Origin of the sequence: Secundilactobacillus paracollinoides DSM 15502 = JCM 11969 (assembly GCF_001311135.1) — a bacterium.
Taxonomy (GTDB): Bacteria; Bacillota; Bacilli; order Lactobacillales; family Lactobacillaceae; genus Secundilactobacillus; species Secundilactobacillus paracollinoides.
The window spans coordinates 39,828-61,236 of the sequence record NZ_BBAG01000009.1 but is presented as its reverse complement, the minus strand read 5'-3'; the positions used below and the strand labels follow the sequence as shown (position 1 = coordinate 61,236).

General features: G+C 46.5%; 18 protein-coding genes and 5 pseudogenes. 22 read left to right on the top strand and 1 reads right to left on the bottom strand.

Annotation, left to right across the window (positions count from 1 at the left end; genetic code table 11):
• Positions 1-11 precede the first annotated feature (11 nt).
• The 9 genes and pseudogenes from rpoC to JCM11969_RS05360 all read left to right on the top strand — a co-directional run bounded on the left by rpoC (position 12) and on the right by JCM11969_RS05360 (position 11,738).
• Positions 12-3,654 (top strand): annotated as a pseudogene (gene rpoC / locus JCM11969_RS05395) (DNA-directed RNA polymerase subunit beta').
• Between the two features lie 583 nt (positions 3,655-4,237).
• A complete protein-coding gene (locus JCM11969_RS05390) occupies positions 4,238-5,098 on the top strand; it encodes a KxYKxGKxW signal peptide domain-containing protein (protein ID WP_054709182.1) in 861 nt (286 codons plus the stop codon).
• A complete protein-coding gene (locus JCM11969_RS05385) occupies positions 5,095-5,376 on the top strand; it encodes a hypothetical protein (RefSeq protein WP_054709178.1) in 282 nt (93 codons plus the stop codon). Before JCM11969_RS05390 ends, JCM11969_RS05385 begins: the two co-directional genes overlap by 4 nt.
• Positions 5,377-5,419: 43 nt before the next feature.
• Entirely contained in the window at positions 5,420-5,761 is a 342-nt protein-coding gene (locus JCM11969_RS05380; RefSeq protein WP_054709175.1) for a hypothetical protein, read from the top strand.
• Entirely contained in the window at positions 5,758-6,645 is an 888-nt protein-coding gene (locus JCM11969_RS05375) for a MucBP domain-containing protein (RefSeq protein WP_054709172.1), read from the top strand. The genes JCM11969_RS05380 and JCM11969_RS05375 overlap by 4 nt, the downstream gene beginning before the upstream one ends.
• 201 nt (positions 6,646-6,846) lie before the next feature.
• On the top strand, positions 6,847-7,614 hold the full coding sequence (locus tag JCM11969_RS05370) for a MucBP domain-containing protein (RefSeq protein ID WP_054709169.1): 768 nt from the start codon (positions 6,847-6,849) through the stop codon (positions 7,612-7,614).
• A 39-nt stretch (positions 7,615-7,653) separates the two neighbouring features.
• On the top strand, positions 7,654-11,163 hold the full coding sequence (locus JCM11969_RS05365; protein WP_054709166.1) for a beta strand repeat-containing protein: 3,510 nt from the start codon (positions 7,654-7,656) through the stop codon (positions 11,161-11,163).
• Positions 11,130-11,288: a hypothetical protein gene (locus tag JCM11969_RS17580; RefSeq protein ID WP_162231452.1), complete on the top strand. Its 159-nt coding sequence runs from the start codon at positions 11,130-11,132 to the stop codon at positions 11,286-11,288. The genes JCM11969_RS05365 and JCM11969_RS17580 overlap by 34 nt, the downstream gene beginning before the upstream one ends.
• A 228-nt stretch (positions 11,289-11,516) precedes the next feature.
• Positions 11,517-11,738, top strand: coding sequence for a hypothetical protein (locus tag JCM11969_RS05360; protein ID WP_054709163.1), 222 nt, complete (start codon positions 11,517-11,519; stop codon positions 11,736-11,738).
• Positions 11,739-11,815: 77 nt separating this feature from the next.
• Here JCM11969_RS05360 and JCM11969_RS05355 read toward each other — a convergent pair whose 3' ends face one another.
• The gene (locus tag JCM11969_RS05355; protein ID WP_054709160.1) at positions 11,816-12,490 is read right to left on the bottom strand and encodes a prepilin peptidase; all 675 of its coding nucleotides are present in this window, start codon (positions 12,488-12,490) and stop codon (positions 11,816-11,818) included.
• Positions 12,491-12,746: 256 nt separating this feature from the next.
• On the opposite strand from JCM11969_RS05355, the gene rpsL reads away from it, so the two are divergent.
• The 13 genes and pseudogenes from rpsL (at position 12,747) to rpmC (ending at position 21,404) form a co-directional block, all read left to right on the top strand.
• Positions 12,747-13,160, top strand: coding sequence for a 30S ribosomal protein S12 (rpsL, locus tag JCM11969_RS05350; RefSeq protein ID WP_054709157.1), 414 nt, complete (start codon positions 12,747-12,749; stop codon positions 13,158-13,160).
• A gap of 36 nt (positions 13,161-13,196) precedes the next feature.
• Positions 13,197-13,667: a 30S ribosomal protein S7 gene (gene rpsG, locus JCM11969_RS05345; protein ID WP_054709154.1), complete on the top strand. Its 471-nt coding sequence runs from the start codon at positions 13,197-13,199 to the stop codon at positions 13,665-13,667.
• Between the two features lie 178 nt (positions 13,668-13,845).
• Positions 13,846-15,944: pseudogene (gene fusA / locus JCM11969_RS05340) on the top strand (elongation factor G).
• 686 nt (positions 15,945-16,630) lie between these two features.
• The gene (gene rpsJ, locus JCM11969_RS05335; protein WP_054709151.1) at positions 16,631-16,939 is read left to right on the top strand and encodes a 30S ribosomal protein S10; all 309 of its coding nucleotides are present in this window, start codon (positions 16,631-16,633) and stop codon (positions 16,937-16,939) included.
• A 45-nt stretch (positions 16,940-16,984) separates the two neighbouring features.
• Positions 16,985-17,619: pseudogene (rplC, locus tag JCM11969_RS05330) on the top strand (50S ribosomal protein L3).
• Between the two features lie 17 nt (positions 17,620-17,636).
• Positions 17,637-18,260: a 50S ribosomal protein L4 gene (gene rplD / locus JCM11969_RS05325; RefSeq protein ID WP_054709146.1), complete on the top strand. Its 624-nt coding sequence runs from the start codon at positions 17,637-17,639 to the stop codon at positions 18,258-18,260.
• The gene (gene rplW, locus JCM11969_RS05320; RefSeq protein ID WP_054709143.1) at positions 18,260-18,547 is read left to right on the top strand and encodes a 50S ribosomal protein L23; all 288 of its coding nucleotides are present in this window, start codon (positions 18,260-18,262) and stop codon (positions 18,545-18,547) included. The genes rplD and rplW overlap by 1 nt, the downstream gene beginning before the upstream one ends.
• Before the next feature lie 29 nt (positions 18,548-18,576).
• Positions 18,577-19,412 (top strand): annotated as a pseudogene (gene rplB / locus JCM11969_RS05315) (50S ribosomal protein L2).
• A gap of 45 nt (positions 19,413-19,457) precedes the next feature.
• Positions 19,458-19,736: a 30S ribosomal protein S19 gene (rpsS, locus tag JCM11969_RS05310; protein WP_054709140.1), complete on the top strand. Its 279-nt coding sequence runs from the start codon at positions 19,458-19,460 to the stop codon at positions 19,734-19,736.
• 16 nt (positions 19,737-19,752) lie between these two features.
• Entirely contained in the window at positions 19,753-20,100 is a 348-nt protein-coding gene (rplV, locus tag JCM11969_RS05305; protein WP_054709136.1) for a 50S ribosomal protein L22, read from the top strand.
• Between the two features lie 12 nt (positions 20,101-20,112).
• Positions 20,113-20,781, top strand: coding sequence for a 30S ribosomal protein S3 (rpsC, locus tag JCM11969_RS05300; protein WP_054709133.1), 669 nt, complete (start codon positions 20,113-20,115; stop codon positions 20,779-20,781).
• A gap of 2 nt (positions 20,782-20,783) precedes the next feature.
• Positions 20,784-21,118: pseudogene (gene rplP, locus JCM11969_RS05295) on the top strand (50S ribosomal protein L16); the annotation flags it as partial.
• An 88-nt stretch (positions 21,119-21,206) separates the two neighbouring features.
• Positions 21,207-21,404, top strand: a complete 198-nt coding sequence (rpmC, locus tag JCM11969_RS05290; protein WP_054709127.1) for a 50S ribosomal protein L29 — start codon at positions 21,207-21,209, stop codon at positions 21,402-21,404.
• Positions 21,405-21,409: the final 5 nt, after the last annotated feature.

Genomic DNA, 21,409 nt, shown 5'->3' with positions numbered 1-21,409 from the left:
TCGTCAGTCCTTTGGTCGATGTTAATAAATTCGAGAGTATGCAGATTGGTCTTGCATCTCCTGATAAAATTCGGAGCTGGTCATACGGTGAAGTTAAGAAGCCTGAAACCATCAACTACCGAACTTTGAAACCAGAAAAGGATGGGTTGTTCGATGAACGAATCTTCGGCCCAACCAAAGACTGGGAATGTGCCTGCGGGAAGTACAAACGGATCCGGTATAAGGGTGTCGTTTGTGACCGTTGTGGTGTCGAAGTTACCCGTTCTAAGGTCCGTCGTGAACGGATGGGTCACATTGAACTCGCTGCACCAGTTACCCACATTTGGTACTTCAAGGGGATTCCAAGCCGAATGGGTATTGTTCTTGACATGAGCCCACGGTCACTTGAAGAAATCATCTACTTTGCTTCATACGTTGTTATCGAACCAGGTAACACCCCACTTGAAAAGAAGCAGTTGCTTTCAGAACGTGAATATCGTGATAAGAAACTGGAATACGGCAACGGGTTTACAGCTGAGATGGGTGCAGAAGCCATCAAGAAGTTGTTGCGCGACGTTGACCTTGAAAAAGAAGTTACCGAATTAAAGGAAGAATTGAAGGAAGCTACTGGCCAAAAGCGGACCCGTGCGGTTCGTCGTTTGGACATCTTGGAAGCCTTCGTCACTTCTGGTAACGCACCGGAATGGATGGTTATGGATACCATTCCAGTCATTCCACCTGACTTACGGCCAATGGTTCAACTGGAAGGTGGCCGTTTCGCCACTTCTGACTTGAACGATTTGTATCGTCGGGTCATCAACCGTAACAACCGTCTTAAGCGGTTGTTAGACCTTCATGCACCTGGTATCATCGTTCAAAACGAAAAACGGATGCTTCAAGAAGCCGTTGACGCCTTGATCGATAACGGTCGTCGTGGCCGTCCAGTTGCTGGTCCAGGTAACCGTCCACTGAAGTCGCTGTCACACATGTTGAAGGGTAAGCAAGGACGGTTCCGTCAGAACTTGCTTGGGAAACGTGTTGACTACTCCGGTCGTTCAGTTATCGATGTTGGCCCATCATTGCGGATGAACCAAATGGGCTTGCCAGTCCCAATGGCGATGGAATTATTCAAGCCATTTATCATGAAGGAACTGGTTAGCCGCGGGTTAGCTTCTAACATTAAGAACGCTAAGCGGAAGATCGATCGTGAAGACGACGATGTTTACGATGTGTTAGGCGACGTGATCAAGGAACACCCAGTGCTCCTTAACCGGGCACCTACACTTCACCGTTTGGGAATTCAAGCCTTCGAACCCGTGTTAGTTTCTGGTAAAGCCATGCGGTTACACCCACTGGCCTGTGAAGCTTACAACGCCGATTTCGATGGCGATCAAATGGCCATCCATGTGCCGTTATCTGATGAAGCCCAAGCTGAAGCTCGGTTGCTGATGCTTGCTGCTCACCATATCTTGGCACCTAAGGATGGGAAGCCCGTTGTGACGCCTTCTCAAGATATGGTTATCGGGAACTACTACCTGACCATGGAAGAAGCCGGTCGTGAAGGCGAAGGGATGGTCTTTAAAGACCTGGACGAAGCTGTTTTGGCTTACCGGAACGGCTTAGTTCACTGGCACAGTCGGGTTGGTGTTCAGACCAGCTCAATGCCAGACAAGCCATTTACCGACGAACAACGGTCAAAGATCTTGGTTACAAGTGTTGGGAAGTTGATCTTCAACAACATTTTGCCAAAGTCATTCCCATACTTGAACGAACCAACGAACACAAGCTTGAACGGCTTCGTGCCTGATAGTTTCTTCCTGGAACCCGGCGAAGATATCAAGGAACACTTACAGAATGCAGAACTTGTTCTGCCATTCAAGAAGGGCTTCTTAAGTGATATCATCGCTGAAGTTTACAAGCAGTACAAAGTGACTGAAACGTCATTACTGCTTGACCGCATGAAAGACTTAGGGTACGACGAATCGACGCAATCCGGCTTAACGGTTGGGATCGTCGATGTTACCGAAGTGCCAGAAAAGCCTCAGATTCTTGACGACGCCCACAAACAAGTGGCCACCGTTACGAAACAGTTCCGTCGTGGGTTAATCACCGACCACGAACGTTACGAACGGGTTATCGGAATCTGGAACGATGCTAAGGATGAACTGCAAGACAAGCTGACCAACAATTTCGAGCGTCAAAACCCTATCTTTATGATGAGTGACTCTGGTGCTCGTGGTAACATTTCAAACTTTACGCAACTTGCTGGGATGCGTGGCATGATGCTGCGCCTAATGGTGAGATCATGGAACTGCCAATTACCGCAAACTTCCGTGAAGGCCTCTCTGTTTTGGAAATGTTTATCTCGACCATGGTGCTCGTAAAGGGATGACCGATACCGCCTTGAAGACTGCCAACTCAGGTTACTTAACCCGTCGTTTGGTCGATGTTGCCCAAGACGTTATCGTCCGTGAAGAAGACTGTGGGACTGATCGTGGGTTGACCATTCGTGCCATCAAGAATGGGAACGAAATGATCGAACCATTGTACGATCGGATATTGGGTCGTTACACGATGAAGACTGTCAATGATCCTAAGACCGGCGAAGTCATCATTGGTGCTAACAAGATGATCGACGAAGACATTGCGAACCGCATTGTTGACGCCGGTATCGATTCAATTACCATTCGTTCCGTCTTTACTTGTAACACTGCCCATGGTGTCTGCGAACGTTGTTACGGTCGTAACGTTGCCACCGGTGATCAAGTTGAAGTCGGTGAAGCAGTCGGAACCGTTGCCGCACAATCTATCGGTGAACCAGGGACGCAATTAACCATGCGTAACTTCCATACCGGTGGTGTTGCCGGGAACGATGATATTACCCAAGGGTTACCTCGTGTTCAAGAAATTTTTGAATCTCGGAACCCTAAAGGTAAAGCTGAGATCACTGAGGTGACTGGGACTGTTGAATCAGTCGAAGAAAACCCTGCAGAACGGACTAAGGAAATCACGATTAAGGGTGAAGCAGATACCCGTTCATACACGTTGCCAATTACGGCAAAGCTCATGGTTGCTGAAGGCGACTTCGTCCACCGTGGTGCTGCATTGAACGATGGGTCTGTTGATCCTAAGGAATTGATCCGTGTTCGTGATGTGCTTTCTACCGAAAACTACTTGCTTTCAGAAGTTCAAAAGACTTACCGGATGCAAGGTGTGGCCGTCTTGGATAAGCATATTGAAATCATGGTTCGTCAAATGCTCCGGAAAGTTCGGATCATGGATCCAGGTGACACTGATGTCTTGCCTGGGACCCTGATGGATATTAAGGACTTCAAGGATCATAACTACGACACTCTGATCTCTGGTGGGATTCCTGCCACTGCTCGGCCAGTTATCTTAGGTATCACTAAGGCTGCCCTTGAAACCAACAGTTTCTTATCTGCCGCATCATTCCAGGAAACAACTCGTGTCCTGACTGACGCTGCTATCCGTGGTAAGAATGATCCACTGATTGGGCTGAAGGAAAACGTTATTATTGGTAAGATCATTCCAGCTGGTACTGGGATGCCTGACTACCGTAAGATCAAGCCTAAAGAAGTTGGCGCAACTTCAACTGACGGTGTTTACTCCATTAACGAATTGGAGAAGCGCATGAAGGAAGAAGACGCTAAGTAATAATAATCGTGCAGTTAAGCGATTAAAGAAACGTCTTATCACCAAACCACTTGCTGGGTTGGTGATGAGGCGTTTTTTAATCGCATTAAATGTTGCTTGAGGTAGCGCACACTCTTAACGTGTTGCGTAAGTGACTTAATTGTTGTATTCACAATAAATAAGATTTATGGTTTGACTATAAACGCTTACTACTGCTTGAAATCGTCAGTTGTGGGCGTTTTTGTGTACTTATTTTTGGTAGTTTTGTGAAAATAGTACACACATTTTGGTAAATAAGAAATCAATATATAGGTTAATAATTACATTAAATGATAATAAAAAATAAACAATCATTTTTCTAGTAGTTTGACGTGTAAAGGAATACAATAGACAGTTGTAACATAATATCAAATTTTCACCGGGCTTTTGAAGATCCTAGTGATAAGTGATACTATAAATTTGTAAATTGGAAAAGTGTTTTAACAAATGTCTAATCGGGGAATTACTCATTGATCGAAAATTAAAAAGTCACACATAGGTAGTGGGGAACTCCTGGGTCATTTTCATGATCCGTTCATTAGGCTTGTATTCTGGGGGAATAGCCATGAAAAAGACAATGGAAAAGGCACATCAAAAGATGTTGCAAGATACTTCGGAGGAGAAGTATCGCGTTAAATTATACAAGGCCGGTCGACTGTGGCTTGCTGCAGGCATGATGACGCTGGCTTTTGGTTTGGTGAGCGTTACAGGACAAGTACGGGTTAGTGCTGATGATACAACACCGACAACAAATACTGAGAGTAGTGCGGCTTCTGATCAATCGTCATCGGCCACAGATAGCGATAGTAGTACAGATAGTGCCTCTTCTGCGTCACCTTCGGCCACAGACAGTAGCCAGACTGATACTACCAGTACTGAAAGTTCAACGGGTGAAGCTGCTAGTGAGACCCAGACCAGTGCTGCTGAGACCACTGAAACAGGCACAACAACTAAAGATGCGTCAAAAAAAACGACAGACACCGCGAAAACAGCGACTGCCGACTCTTCGTCTGCAATAACGGCGTCAGTGACCACTGACGAAAAGACAGCAGATGAGTCGACTGCTGCGGATGCGACGACTGGCGCTAAAACTGTTACAGACAGGTCGACTAGTCCGACTGGAACGACCGATAACGATGCCTCGAATGCTGAAGTTACTCCAGAATCGACTGCGACGACATTAAATCCTGATCAGAGTCAAACAGTTAACGAGACAGACCTAGGTGTGGCGGATGATACTGCCGTTTCTGCTGCCAAGCAGATTGCGAGTGACACCTATACAACAACGGGCGTTGCCCAAGTAGTCACCGCACAGTTAACCGCTGCTGAAGATACGGATACCAATGATGCTGATGGCACCGACGACGCTGCAAACACTGGCGTGATCACTACTCAAAACGGCGTCGAATATCAGGCTTTTCTGTGACTGATCCAACATACCCTGACGGCGTTAAGACCATTCCAAATTCGGATGACTATCTGTATACGGAAATTGCCTATGGAACTGTGGGTAACTATACGAGTTATGTTGCATTGTCGACTGACCGTGCCACTGCATCACAAACCAACGTCACCGTGATGGATGCGGATGGTAATGTCGTTTCAACGACGGCGTTGACCGATAGTGCCACAAGTGTGCCGATTACCGCGGATGGCGCGTCAGGGTTATCGATTACCGATAATCAGGATACCCTTTTCAATTAATTCCTCTAACGATTTTTATATTCTAACGAATGTGTTAGGTGAATTGAATGGTTACACTAAAGACGGTGCGCTTGCAAGTACAGATGGTGTGGTTGTCTTTAAACCAGAAGTTTTGACGCAGGTGACCAGTTTTGTAAAAGAAGATGGAACAGAGGTTGATCCGTCATATTCCCAATCTGGATTATCAGGCCAGGCGTATACCACAGGGACACCAGTTGTTGAACCTACTGGATACACGGCTGATGGGTCTTCTAATGAAAGTGGCTATATGTCACCATTTACGCCGGGATCTAGTGTCGCATTGGGGATTTATTACACAACCGTTAGGACAACTACTCTTGGCGGTGTGACCGTCGCCAAAGGGGCACGGTGGAAGATCTTGTGACGTTAACCTTCAATTCAGACGGTTCGGCTAAGATGTCAATTCAGTATGGTGCTAATCTGGCCCAAGTTCCATCTACTTGGGTATCCGCTGAAAGACAAACCTATACGCTCAGTGATGGTGGGAATCTAAGCATCTTTTATGATCCAACTGATGATTCAACCAATAGTTCATATAATAAGTATATTAGTCATGCTGGTCAGTACAATGTTGCTAATCCGTACCTTCCGCAAACGGCCAATGTTTCTTATACCTATACAGCTAATACAGAAACAGTTACTGTTAATTACGTCAATCAAAACGGTAAGGTGATTGCACCAGCTACGACATTTTTAGGCACCTACGATGAAACATCAACTATTGCTAGTCCAACCATTGCTGGTTACACGGCAGACTCAGATAATCCGACCACTTATACGGTTGAATCCACAGACCCATCAGTAAATGTGGTGACTTTGAAATATAGCGGCACGCCTCAAACCGGTTCCGTTGAGTTCGTTGATGGATCGGGTACCGTTGTAAAACAGGTCCAAGTTAGCGGCAACACTGGCGACAACGTTGTATTGACGGATGATGTCGTTAATACCGCACAGGACTTGTTAAACAATGGCTACTCACTGGTAGATGGTAGCTTAAATACTGCCTCATATGGGGTGTTTGGCGCGGATAGCAGTCAAAATATTTTCAAAATTACGGTGGCAAAGAACACCGATTACGTTGTGACACCAGTTGATTCTGCTGGGAACGCCATCAAGACGTTAACCGGTGTCCCCGAAACCGGGGTTGCTGGTGACCAGGTTGTTGCCAGATATTCCAGGGTACACAGCAAAAACAGATCCAGATATTCCAGCGACGGATGGGGCGGTCAACGTTGTCTACACACCTAATTCACAAAATGGGACGGTCAATTTTGTTGATGAGACGGGTTTTGTGATTGATAGAGTTTCTGTCGATGGCGTAACTGACGGCCATATTGATGCTAGTCAATATGCGGCCACTGAACAGGCTTTGATTACTGCGGCTACACGCCAGCTTCGGGATTAACCAACACTGCGGCTAACGGAACGTTTGCTGCGACCGGCGATAGTGTGTTTACGATTGAACTGACAAAACCAGCGACGAGTGTGGACTATACGGTAACGCCAATCGATGAGGCTGGTAATCCTATTCCGCACACCACGACCACGACTAGTCAGCCAGGTATTCCTGGTCAGAATGTCCAGACACCTGATGTACCAGGATATACCTTAAAGGAGACAACAACTGCTATTCCAGATACTGACGGCAACGTGAATGTCATTTATGAAGCTGATGATCAAAAAGGGACTTTGACGTTTATTGACACGACAGGAAAAGTGCTTTCAACACCTATTCAGGTCGATGGCGTAACGGATGGTAATGTATCCGCTGACCAGTATATTGCAGCCGAACAAGCACTCATTGACGAAGGGTACACGCCAGCAAATGGACTTCTTGACAGTGCTGCGAACACTAAGTTTAGTGCGACTGGTAATAATGCATTTACAATTGAACTAACAAAACCTGCTACTAGTGTCGACTACACTGTAACCCCTGTAGATAGTCATGGGAATCCAATCCCCAATACGTCAGTAACTGAGATTCAACCTGGATTGCCAGGACAGGACGCTAAAATCCCAGATGTTCCTGGCTATACAGCTGACAAGGTCACTATCCCGGATGATGGCGGAAATATTCATGTAATCTACACACCAGTTTTACAACAGGGAACAGTCAACTTTATCGATGAAAACGGACTCCAAATTGTCGACGCAACTGCAAGTATTAGTGGTCTTACGGATGCACATATTGACCCAAGTCAGTACGCATCAGTTTAACAAACACTGATCAACGAAGGCTACACACCGGCAACTGGTTTGATCAACACGGCAGCCAATGGGACGTTTACAGCTAGCAACAATGTCTTTACGATTCAATTAACAAAACCAGCTGCTAGCGTTGATTACACGGTCACCCCAATTGACGGCGACGGTAATCAGATTCCAAACGCGTCAGTGACTGAACCACAACCTGGACTGCCGGGCCAGACGGTTAAAGTCCCAGACATTCCTGGGTATACAGCAGGAACAGGCACCATTCCTGACGATGGTGGTAATGTCAAGGTGACATATACGCCAAATGAACAAACGGGGACGCTCAATTTTGTCGACACTGACGGTACCAATCTGGGTCACACTACCGTTTTGGGTGTCACAGATGGTCATATTTCAGCCGATCAGTACGTGGCAAGTGAACAAGCGTTTATTAATTCAGGCTACACGCCAGCAAACGGACTAGAAAATACTGCAGCGAATGCAACGTTTAGTGCGACTGGCGATAATGTGTTTACGATTGAATTGACTAAGCCGGCAACAAGTGTCTCCTATACCGTCACACCAGTATTGAGCGATGGCACAACACCGGTTCCTGGAAGTACGACAAGCACTGCCACACCAGGTCTGCCGGGACAAACAGTGACAACGTTCCCAACGGTGCCAGGATATACCGTAACTGGAACAACGCTTGTGCCAAAGGCTAATGGTAACGTGAATGTGATTTACACGCCGGATGAACAGATCGGCTATGTTGACTTTGTTGATACGGATGGCAACGATTTGGGTAGTGTTAAAGTGACAGGCGTTACAAATGGCCAGATTGATCCCGCAGATTACCTATCGACAGAACAGACGATTATCAATCAGGGGTACACGCCAGCAACTGGGTTAACCAATACTGCAGCTGACGGCAAGTTTGGCCTGAGTAACAACCTCTTCACAATTGTACTGACGAAACCCGCTACTAGTGTGACTTACACCGTTACACCAGTGTTGAGTGACGGCACAACGCCGGTTCCTGGAAGTACGACTGGGACCACCACGCCAGGTTTACCCGGACAAAAAGCAACGCTGCCAACGATTCCGGGGTACACACCACAGAAAATAAACGTACCAACAACGGGCGGTAATCTCAACGTTATTTATGAAGCTGATTCACAGAATGGCAAGGTTAACTTTGTTGGACCTGACGGCTTGGTGATTGACGCCGCTGATGTTAAAGGTGTTACGGATGGTCATGTTGACAGTGCACAATATGAAGCAACGGAACAGGCGCTCATTGCGGAAGGGTATACGCCAGCAACTGGCCTGACCAATACGGCAGCGAACGGCAAGTTTAGCGTGAACGGCAATGATGAGTTTACAATCGTTTTGAAAAAAATGACCATGACTGTCTCGTATACGGTAACGCCAGTGTTGGGCAATACGACAACGCCGGTGCCTGGTAGTACAACTAGCACTACCATTACGGGAATTCCAGGCCAGTCGGTTTCAACACCAGATATTCCTGGCTATACGGCTACCGCTACGAAGGTGCCCACAGCTGGCGGTAACGTTACGGTGAGTTATACGCCGGATCAACAAACTGGAACTGTCATCTTTATTTCGACTGATAACGAGAAATTAGGGACTGTTTCTGTTTCTGGCGTTACTGATGGTAACGTGGATGCTAGCCAGTATGCAGCTGCTGAACAGGCAATCATTTCAGAGGGCTACACCCCAGCTAACGGTCTGACTAACAGTGCTGCAAATGGTCAGTTCACCGCGAATGGCAATGATGTCTTTACGATTGAACTGACTAAGCCTGCCACGACGGTGAGCTATACGGTTAACTACACGACCCCAGATGGTCAGATTGCTAAAACGGTGACTGAAAATGGGATCCCTGGTCAAACTGTCCAACTGACCCCACCTGACGGGTACGTTTGGACACCGGGCGCAAACGGTGCGTTAACCATTTCAGCGACGCCAGGTGAAACGTATACCGTTGCAGTGACAACACCAAAGGGCGAGGATACAGCCGAGAATCCGCAGACATTTGAAAAGGCTAGCGTCCCTTCAACTGACGTGCCAACCGCAGAGCGTTATACCATCAACTATACTGATGGTGCTGGCACCGTGGTTGGGACGGCGACAATCGTTGGCCAACCAGGTGAGACCTTAACCAATGATGGTACAATTCCAACTGGCTATGTGCTGGCACCTGGTGGGACGGATAGCCTCACTTTGACGACTACCCCAGCAACCCCGCTCACGGTAGCAGTCACGGAACCAAAGGGGCAGGATACCACTGGCAATCCAGCAGAAAAAACGTCGGTTCCAACGACAAACGTGCCAACGGCTGAAAGTTACACGGTCAACTACACTGATGGCGCGGGTAACGTGATTGGCACGACGACCATTGTTGGTGATCCGGGGGAAACAATCAGCACGATTGCAACAACTGTGCCGACTGGTTATGTTCTGACACCCGGTGAACCTAATGGCGTCACATTAACGGATAATCCCTCTCAGCCGCTCACGATAGCCGTGACAACACCAAAGGGTCAGGATACCACGGATGATCCGCATGTGTTTGTGAAGGCTGATGTGCCGTCAACGGACGTGCCGAACGCAACACTATATACGGTCAACTACACCGATGGTGCGGGCAATGTCGTTGGCACAACAACGCTTGTTGGTGAACCGGGGGAAACGATGACGCGCGGTGTCAGCGCGAATATTCCAGAAGGCTACGTTTTGACGCCTGGCAGTACCGGCACTGCTGAATTGCCGAATGATCCGTCGCAACCGATCGTTGTAACTGTCACAGAATCAAAGGGTGAGGAGACGACAACCAACCCAGAAGAGAAAACGGATGTCCCTACTACTGATGTACCAAACGCTGAACGTTATACGGTTGACTATACGGATGGCGCCGGGGACGTTGTCGGAACGGCAACGATCATCGGTGAGCCTGGTGAAGTGACGAGCAGCAAGGTAACTGTGGCCATTCCAACGGGGTACACGTTGACCCCCGGAGAGACCGGTGTGGTGACCTTGCCAACTGATCCGAGTCAGCCGATAATCTTGAGTGTGAGTGAACCAAAAGGCGAGGATACGACGACAGATCCAGAAGTGAAAACTGATTTACCAGACACGGATGTGCCAAATGCTGAAAGCTACACGATCAACTACACGGACGGTGCAGGTAATGTGGTTGGTACGACCACAATTGTCGGTGAACCCGGGGAAGCGACTACTCGCGGTGTCAGTGCCAATATCCCAACAGGATACGTTTTGACGCCTGGCAATACTGGCATTGCTGACTTGCCTGATGATCCATCACAACCAGTTATTGTAGCCGTCACAGAACCAAAGGGCGAGGAGACGACAACCAACCCTGAAGAGAAAACTGACGTGCCCACTACTGATGTGCCAAATGCTGAACGCTATACGATCGACTATACGGATGGGCAGGTAACGTGGTTGGCACGACCACGATCATTGGTGAACCGGGCGAAATCACGACCCGGACGATGGAAAACAATATCCCAACGGGGTATGTGCTGACGCCTGGTGAGACAGCCAGTGTGCAGTTGCCAAATGAGCCAACCCAACCTATTATGGTTGCTGTTACACCGGCACCGGGTCAAGAAACGGCCGGTAATCCGGCAATTCGTACAGGGTTACCATAACCTGTCTCTGTTGACCAGGCCGATTACTATGACAACACAGTACCGTCTAACGCCACGGCGTCAACATCGGATAATGCACTGACAACCCCACCAGTTACCAGTACTAACGGCAATGATATTGCCCAGACTCAAAATGGTGCCAAAACTGCCAAAGGCCTTGTCCACGGTGCTAATGGCATTGCCACAGCAGCTGGTTCTGATACGACTGGCGGCGGGGCACAGTCGCCGGTGAGTGTTCAGGGCAATGGTGCGGGTGATGATTTAGATAAAACGACTCAGGCTGATTTAAGCGATACACAGCTGAGTGTGGCAAACGTCAATAAGACAACTAATGCGAATGGGCAACCTGTTGATCATCAGAAGACGCTGCCTCAGACAAGTGAAGCTGACAATGATGCTCAAGTCGTTGGCATCCTAGGTCTCGTTTCCGCATTGTTTGGTCTATTTTGAATCAAAAAACGCAAGCGTGAAAATTAAAGGATTGCTGGAAGGGACGCTCACAAGACTGTGAGCGTCCCTTTAGGTCGCTACAGTAAACACCATAGCAACCAGTAATAGCTGACGGCTAAAAAGGGAACAAAGGGGAGCTGTCGCTGCGCCCAAAATGTAAAGCAGATAATGGCGAGACCACTACTGATAAGAATTGCTTGCGCGGTGATGATCGGACCGGCTAAAAGGCTATAGAGTACAATAATATCAATGTCGGCTGCACCTAACCAACGGTGAAAGACCGGCCACCTTTGATAACTACTCCAAAGTATCAGAATAATTAGCTGCCAGATTTCTAATTGGGAGGTGGTTAGCACCGCAATCACAACAAGTCCTGCTGCAATTATGAGTAGGTAACTAGGTACTTCTAAGGCTTGCCAGTCGCACAGACTCATTATTAATAGAAGAAACCCGATCAAAAGTAACGGTAAATTCGGTGTCAGTTGCGTGTAGAACATCGCCAGACTCCCGCCAGCCATCTCACTCAACAGGGTGGTTAGCGGGACATTGTGTCGACAATTTCGACACTTGCCTAGTAACCACAGGTATGAACAAATGGGAATCAGCTCAAACCACCTGAGCCGTTGGCCACAATAATCACAGTGAGACGGGGTCGTGGTGAGCGTGGCAGCACGCAGGCCGCGTACAGCGACGACTTGGCAAAACGACCCGATGACGCTTCCAATTGTGAATAACACGAAAAAGTTCAACATAGTTTATATCCTCCTGTGGATAACTACGTGGAAAAGTCCCGAATTGTTTGTCGGTTACCCGTTGACATTGCCCTTTCATGCGTGGTATTCTTTTAAAGGTGCTTTTTGTAGACCGGTTTCTGCTTAGGCAGACATGCTGACGGAAAACATAGCACGAAAATATGTCAGCATCAGGCTTTTCTTTTTACCCAAAAATGAACCGCCTGGATGTGTGGACTTAAATTAAGAAGAAGACTAAGGAAGGGAGGACTCTTAGATGCCTACAATCAACCAATTGGTTCGTAAAGGTCGTAAATCTAGAAGTTCTAAATCAAATGCCCCAGCTTTGAACTATGGGTATAACAGTTACAAGAAGAAGCAAGTCAACAACCCTGCACCTCAAAAACGTGGTGTTGCAACTCGTGTTGGTACCATGACGCCAAAGAAGCCTAACTCTGCTTTGCGTAAGTACGCGCGTGTTCGTTTGTCTAACTTAATTGAAGTTACGGCTTACATTCCTGGTATTGGCCATAACCTGCAAGAACATAGTGTTGTTCTTATCCGTGGGGGCCGTGTAAAGGATTTACCTGGGGTTCGTTATCACATTATCCGTGGTGCCCTCGATACTGCCGGTGTTGAAGACCGTCGTCAAGGTCGTTCAAAGTACGGTACCAAGAAGCCTAAGAAGTAAAACGATAATTAAGTTGCGCAAGGAGGATATTAAGTAATGCCAAGAAAAGGAAACGTACAAAAGCGTGAAGTCCTTCCTGATCCAATCTACAACTCAAAGATGGTTACGCGTCTGATCAACCACTTGATGTTAGATGGTAAGCGAGGCACTGCATCACAAATTCTTTATGGTGCCTTTGATGTGATCAAGGAAGAAACAGGGAACGATCCTGTTGAAGTATTTGATGAAGCAATGAAGAACGTTATGCCAGTATTGGAAGTTAAGGCTCGCCGTGTTGGTGGTTCTAACTACCAAGTGCCAATCGAAGTTCGTCCAGATCGTCGGACTACTTTAGGTCTTCGCTGGATCGTTAACTATTCACGTTCTCGTGGCGAACACACGATGACTGAACGGTTAGCTCGCGAAATCATGGATGCTGCTAACAATACCGGTGCATCAGTTAAAAAGCGTGAAGATACGCATAAAATGGCCGATGCCAACCGTGCTTTTGCTCACTACCGCTGGTAATAAGCAAACAAGTTCTCTGTCAGCTGCTTGACGGTTGCGTAACCTGCGAGGGTCATTAACCCAAAAGAGTTGATAGTGAAAGTATGGGATGGCTAAAATAGACCTTATTTTTATGCCATCCCATTTTTTGTCGAAATTAGAATACAGTTATTAAACTGAGAGGAGTTACAGATTAAACATGGCTAATACACGAGCTTTTCCACTTGAAAAGACGCGGAATATCGGGATCATGGCACATATCGATGCCGGTAAAACAACGACTACTGAGCGGATTCTGTATTACACTGGTAAAATTCACAAAATTGGTGAAACCCATGATGGTGCTTCACAAATGGACTGGATGGAACAAGAACAAGAACGTGGGATCACGATCACTTCTGCCGCTACTACTGCGGAATGGAAGAAGCACCGGATCAACATCATTGATACCCCAGGACACGTGGACTTCACTGTTGAAGTTGAACGTTCCCTTCGTGTGTTGGATGGTGCCATTGCGGTCTTAGATGCCCAAGCAGGGGTTGAACCTCAAACCGAAACTGTTTGGCGTCAAGCTTCTGACTACGATGTTCCCCGTATCGTGTTCGTTAACAAGATGGACAAGATCGGTGCCGACTTTGATTACTCTGTTCAGACTATCAAGGATCGTCTCCAAGCTAACGCCTTGGCTATTCAAATGCCAATTGGTGCCGAAGACAACTTCCAAGGGGTTATCGACTTGCTTGAAATGAAAGCCGATATCTACGACGAAGATAAATTAGGTGCTGAATGGGACACTGTTGATGTGCCTGAAGAATACAAGGAAGAAGCACAAAAGCGTCGTGACGCCATGATCGAAGAGATCGCTGACGTTGATGATGACATTATGGAAAAGTACCTTGAAGGCGAAGAGATTCCTGTCGACGAATTAAAGGCTGCTATCCGTAAAGCGACTTTGAACCTTGAATTATTCCCAGTTCTTGCCGGTTCTGCCTTCAAGAACAAGGTGTTCAGATGTTGATGGATGCCACCGTTGACTACTTACCATCACCACTTGATGTTAAGCCATACAACGCAACTGATCCTGATACTGGCGAAAAGATCGAACTGCGTGCTAACGACGACGCTAACTTTGCCGCTTTGGCCTTCAAGATTGCCACCGACCCATTCGTTGGTCGTTTGACATTTATCCGGGTATACCAAGGAACCTTGGAATCCGGTTCATACGTCTTGAACGCTACTAAGGGCAAGCGTGAACGTGTTGGTCGTTTGCTGCAAATGCATTCAAATCACCGTCAAGAGATCCCAGAAGTCTTCTCTGGTGACATTGCTGCCGCTATTGGGTTGAAGAACACCACTACTGGTGACTCTTTGACCGATGTTGATCACCCATTACACTTGGAATCAATGGAATTCCCTGACCCAGTTATTCAGGTTGCCGTTGAACCTAAGACTAAGGCTGACCAAGATAAGATGAACACTGCATTACAAAAGCTTTCTGAAGAAGATCCTACTTTCAAGGCTGAAACTAACCCTGAAACTGGTGAAACTTTGATCGCCGGGATGGGTGAATTGCATTTGGACATCATCATCGACCGGATGAAGCGTGAATTCCACGTTGAAGCCACTGTTGGTGCCCCACAAGTTGCCTACCGTGAAGCCTTCACCAAGCAAACTTCTGCTCAAGGTAAGTTTGTTCGTCAATCTGGTGGTAAAGGTCAATATGGTGATGTTTGGATCGAATTCACCCCTAACGAAGAAGGTAAGGGCTTTGAATTCGAAGATGCCATTGTTGGTGGTGTTGTTCCTCGTGAATACATCCCTTCAGTAGAACAAGGTTTGAAAGAATCATTGGAAAACGGTGTTCTTGCCGGCTACCCATTGATCGACTTGAAGGCTAAGTTATACGATGGTAGTTACCATGAAGTCGATTCTAGTGAAGCTGCCTTTAAGGTTGCTGCCTCAATCGCTTTACGTAACGCTGCTAAGACCGCAGCACCAGTTATCTTGGAACCAATCATGAAGGTTGAAATTGTTGTCCCTGAAGAATACATGGGTGACATCATGGGCCAAGTTACTGCACGTCGTGGTCGTGTGGATGGTATGGAAGCACGTGGGAATGCACAATTGATCCACTCATTCGTACCATTGTCAGAAATGTTTGGCTATGCAACGACTCTTCGTTCTGCATCACAAGGCCGTGGGACTTTCACCATGACCTTTGATCACTACGAGGCTGTTCCTAAGTCAATCCAAGAAGAAATCATTAAGAAGAACGGCGGCACTCCAGCTGCTGAATAAGCTTAAGGATTTGAAAGGCATCGTCCAAGGGGGCGGTGTCTTTTTTTGTTGTCTGGAAGGCACCAGTTTCTTAATCGAACGCGGAGCGGTAAGCAAGCAACAGTCTATGTCACCATATCGCTTTAGCCAAACAGAACATCATTAAGGGAGCCCACTATCGTAGTGGCACCAGCGGAGAATAACGATTGATCACTAGATTTCTGCACGGGTTTCTTCTATTAAATAGGGATGAACTTAAACGGCGTGTGAAATAGGGTTAGGCCAAACCTACATGCGATGATGTGGAAGTGCAGCGTGAGCAGTGACGAGTCACCAAAAACAAGGCGGCCAAAAAATATTTCTTGAAAAGGGGTGCAATCTCATTGGTTTTCATGTATCATAGACTGGTCTGTGAATGTTAAGTATCAAAATAGTGGCACAATGCATCGGTAAGTTTTGAAAAAAGCAACGGTCATGGCAGAAGTTTCTTTGATGAATTTTGAAGAAACCCTTGTCACGACGGCATTTATTTAGTATTATAGACATTGTGCTGAATTCCAAGGGGCTTTTGCGGCCCTATTGTGGGTTCAACACCGAAGAGCAATGATGTGGAAGGTTGCGACACACCCGGCCGCTTTGCCACGGGGTGTGGCGGTAATTTCTACGGAGTTAGTCTTATTTTCAAAATAGACGAAGGAGGGAATCCAATGGCAAAACAAAAAATTCGTATCCGTTTGAAGGCTTACGAACACCGTATCTTAGATCAATCAGCAGAGAAGATCGTCGAAACCGCAAAGCGTACAGGTGCTGAAATTTCAGGTCCTATTCCGTTACCAACGGAACGTACGATTTACACGGTGCTTCGTTCACCACATAAGTTCAAGAAGTCTCGTGAACAATTCGAAATGCGGACTCACAAACGGTTGATCGATATCGTGAACCCAACGCCAAAGACAGTTGACTCATTAATGAAGCTCGACTTGCCTTCAGGTGTGGACATCGAAATAAAATTATAATCATAAATCACAGCAAAATTAATACATTATATCGGAGGTGTACTCATGACCAGAAAAGGAATCTTAGGTAAAAAAGTCGGTATGACGCAAGTCTTCACTGAAAATGGTGAATTAATTCCAGTTACTGTTGTTGAAACCACGCCTAACGTTGTCTTACAAGTTAAGACCGTTGAAAACGATGGCTACGACGCAGTTCAATTGGGTTATGATGACAAGCGCGACGTTTGAGCAACAAACCAGCTAAAGGTCATGCAGCAAAAGCAAATACGACTCCTAAGCGCTTCATTCGTGAAATCAAAGATGTTGAGCTAGGAGATTACAAGGTATCAGATGAAATCAAAGCAGATATCTTTGAATCAGGTGACTATGTTGATGTTACCGGTACGACAAAGGGTCATGGTTACCAAGGTAACGTCCACAAGGATGGCCAATCACGTGGACCTGAAACCCATGGGTCTCGTTATCACCGTCGTCCAGGTTCATTAGGTGCCATCATTAACCGTGTCTTCCCAGGTAAGAAATTGCCAGGACGCATGGGTAACAAGACGATTACCATCCTGAACTTACAAATCGTCAAGGCTGACACAGAAAACAACGTATTGTTGATCAAAGGGAATGTTCCTGGCGCCAACAAGTCATTCGTTGAAATCAAGAGTGCCGTTCGCGCACCAAAGAAATAAGAAAGGAGGAAACGTAAATGACTAGTGTTACATTATATAAACAAGACGGTAGCCAAAATGGTGACGTTACTTTAAACGACGCTATCTTTGCTATCGAACCAAACGACAACGTTGTGTTTGATACTGTTTTGATGCAACGCGCTTCACTTCGCCAAGGTACTCATGCGGTTAAAAACCGTAGTGCAGTTCGTGGCGGTGGTAAGAAGCCATGGCGTCAAAAGGGTACTGGCCGTGCTCGTCAAGGTTCTATCCGTTCACCACAATGGGTTGGCGGTGGTACCGTATTCGGCCCAACACCACGTTCATACAGCTATCACTTACCTAAGAAGGTTACCCGCTTGGCATTGAAGTCGGTTCTTTCACAAAAGGTTCTTGATAACAACTTAGTTGCTGTTGATGCTTTAAGCTTTGACGCCCCTAAGACAAAAGACTTTGCTAACGCATTGGCTAGTTTGAACGTTTCAACGAAAACATTAGTGGTACTTGAGGAAGGTAACGAAAAGGCTGCTTTAGCCGCTCGTAACTTAGATAACGTTACTGTTATTGATGCAAAGGGGATCAACGTCCTTGATGTGATCAACAGCGATAAGCTGGTTATTACTAAGTCCGCTCTTTCTCAGATCGAGGAGGTGCTCGCATAATGGAAGCACGCGATATCATTTTACGCCCAGTCATTACTGAAGCATCAACTGCCTTGTTAGATGACAAGCGCTACACGTTTGATGTGGATGTTCGTGCCACAAAGACTCAGGTTAAAAACGCGATCGAAGAAATCTTTGACGTTAAGGTTGTTAAAGTTAACATCATGAACGTTAAGGGTAAGTTAAAGCGTCAGGGTCGTTACGAAGGCTACACTAAGAAGCGTCGTAAGGCAATTGTTACCCTGTCTGCAGATTCAGAAGAAATTAAGTTATTCGGCGAAGAATAACAATCTACTAAATATAGGAGGAAATTCACGTGGCGATTAAAGTATATAAACCAACCAGTAATGGTCGGCGTAATATGACTAGTCTTGACTACAGTGGCGTGATCACTAAGTCAACTCCTGAAAAGTCATTACTAGAATCAAAGAGCCATACCGCGGGCCGTAACAACTACGGTCACAAGACTGTTCGTCATCGCGGCGGTGGTAACAAGACAAAGTATCGCGTGATCGACTTTAAGCGTAACAAGGACGATAAGTCTGCAACGGTTAAAGCTATTGAATACGATCCAAACCGTACTTCTAACATTGCGTTGTTAGTATATGAGGATGGTATCAAGACCTACATCATCGCACCAAAGGGCTTAAAGGTTGGCGACAAAGTTCAATCTGGCCAGATGCTGATATCAAGGTAGGTAACGCCTTACCACTTCAAAACATTCCAGTTGGGACTACCATCCACAACATCGAATTAAAGCCAGGCAAGGGCGGCCAATTGGTTCGTTCAGCCGGTGCTTCAGCTCAATTGTTGGGTAAGGAAGGCAAGTACGCTTTAGTACGTTTGACTTCTGGTGAAGTTCGGATGATCTTGTCTGTTAACCGTGCCACTATTGGTACTGTTGGTAACGAAGAACACGAACTGATCAACGTTGGTAAAGCTGGTCGTAACCGTTGGGTCGGCAAGCGTCCACAATCTCGTGGGTCTGTTATGAACCCTAACGATCACCCTCATGGTGGTGGTGAAGGTAAAGCTCCTATCGGTCGTCCATCACCATTATCACCATGGGGTAAGAAGACTGCTGGTAAGAAGACGCGTTCTACCAAAGCTCGTTCAAACAAGTTTATTGTTCGTCGTAAGGGCAGAAAGTAAACAACTTAGCGCCTAAGTAATCTCACTCGTAAGGAGGGTAATCTAATGGGTCGTAGTTTAAAAAAGGGACCATTCGCAGATGCACATCTTTTGAAGAAGATCGATGCTCAAAAAGATCAAGATAAGAAGACTGTCATCAAGACATGGTCTCGTCGTTCAACAATTTTCCCAAGCTTCATCGGATACACGATTGCCGTTTATGACGGTCGTAAGAACGTTCCTGTGTTCATTCAAGAAGACATGGTTGGTCACAAGTTAGGTGAATTTGTCCCAACTCGTACTTTCCGTGGCCATGCAGGCGACGATAAGAAGACAGGGAAATAATAAGGAGGATTAACAAATGGCTGAACAAGTTACATCAGCAAAGGCAACTGCGAAAACAGTTCGTATTGCCGCACGTAAGGTCCGCCTTGTCATTGATCTGATCAGAGGCAAAAGCGTGGCCGAAGCGATTGCTATCCTGAAGTTCACCCCTCGTGGTGCTTCACCAATCGTTGAAAAAGTATTGATGTCTGCTGTTGCAAACGCTGAAAACAACTTCGATTTAGATCGTAGTGATTTGGTTGTTAGCGAAGCCTTCGTCAACGAAGGACCAACCCTTAAGCGGTTCCGTCCTCGTGCTAAAGGTTCTGCTTCTCCAATTAACAAGCGGACAAGTCACATTACAGTAGTCGTATCTGAAAAATAGGAGGGATAAAGCGTGGGTCAAAAGATTAATCCTACCGGGTTACGTGTCGGAATCATTCGCGACTGGGAAGCCAAGTGGTATGCAGAAAAAGATTTCGCTGCCTACTTAGGTGAAGACCTTAAAATCCGGAAATATATCGAAAAACGCCTTGCCGATGCCTCAGTATCTACAGTAGAAATTGAACGTGCCGCAAATCGCGTTAACATTTCAATTCACACTGCAAAGCCTGGTATGGTCATTGGTAAGGGTGGTTCTGAAGTTGAAAACTTGCGTAAGGAATTAAACAACCTGACTGGCAAGCGAGTACACATCAACATCATCGAAATCAAGAAGCCTGACTTAGACGCAAAATTAGTCGGCGAAAACATTGCCCGTCAACTTGAAGGCCGTGTTGCGTTCCGTCGTGCTATGCGTCAATCAATGCAACGGACAATGCGTTCTGGTGCCAAGGGTATCAAGACCCAGGTTGCCGGTCGTTTGAACGGTGCTGATATGAGTCGTGTTGAAGCTTACTCAGATGGAACAGTGCCTTTGCACACATTGCGTGCAGACATTGATTACGCCTGGGTTGAAGCACACACAACCTATGGTTCATTAGGTGTTAAGACTTGGATCTATCGTGGTGAAATTTTGCCAGACAAGCCTAGCACTAACCAAAACACTAACAAAGGAGGGAAATAATCATGCTAGTACCTAAGCGGGTAAAGCACCGTCGTGAGCACCGTGGTAAGTTACGTGGTGCCGCTAAAGGCGGTAAGTTTGTTGCTTTTGGTGACTACGGTCTCCAAGCATTGGATTCAAGTTGGATCAGCAACCGACAAATTGAAGCAGCTCGTATTGCCATGACACGTTACATGAAGCGTGGCGGGAAAGTTTGGATTAAGATCTTCCTCACAAGTCTTACACTGAAAAAGGTGTTGGGGTACGTATGGGTAATGGTAAAGGGGCACCTGCAGGTTGGGTTGCACCAGTTAAGCGCGAAAAGGTTATGTTCGAAGTTGGTGGCGTTTCTGAAGAAGTTGCCCGTGAAGCATTGCGGTTGGCCTCAACTAAGCTGCCCGTTCGGACGAAGATCATCGCACGCGAGGAAGTAGGTGGCGAATCAAATGAAGGCTAACGAAATCAAAGCATTAACCACTGCTGAAATGCTCGAAAAAGAAAAAGGCTACAAGGACGAATTGTTCAACCTTCGTTTCCAATTGGCTACTGGTCAACTGGAGAACACTGCTCGTTTGAAGCAGGTTCGCAAGGATATTGCGCGAATCAAGACAGTTCTTCGTGAACAAGAATTAGAAAACAAGTAAGAATA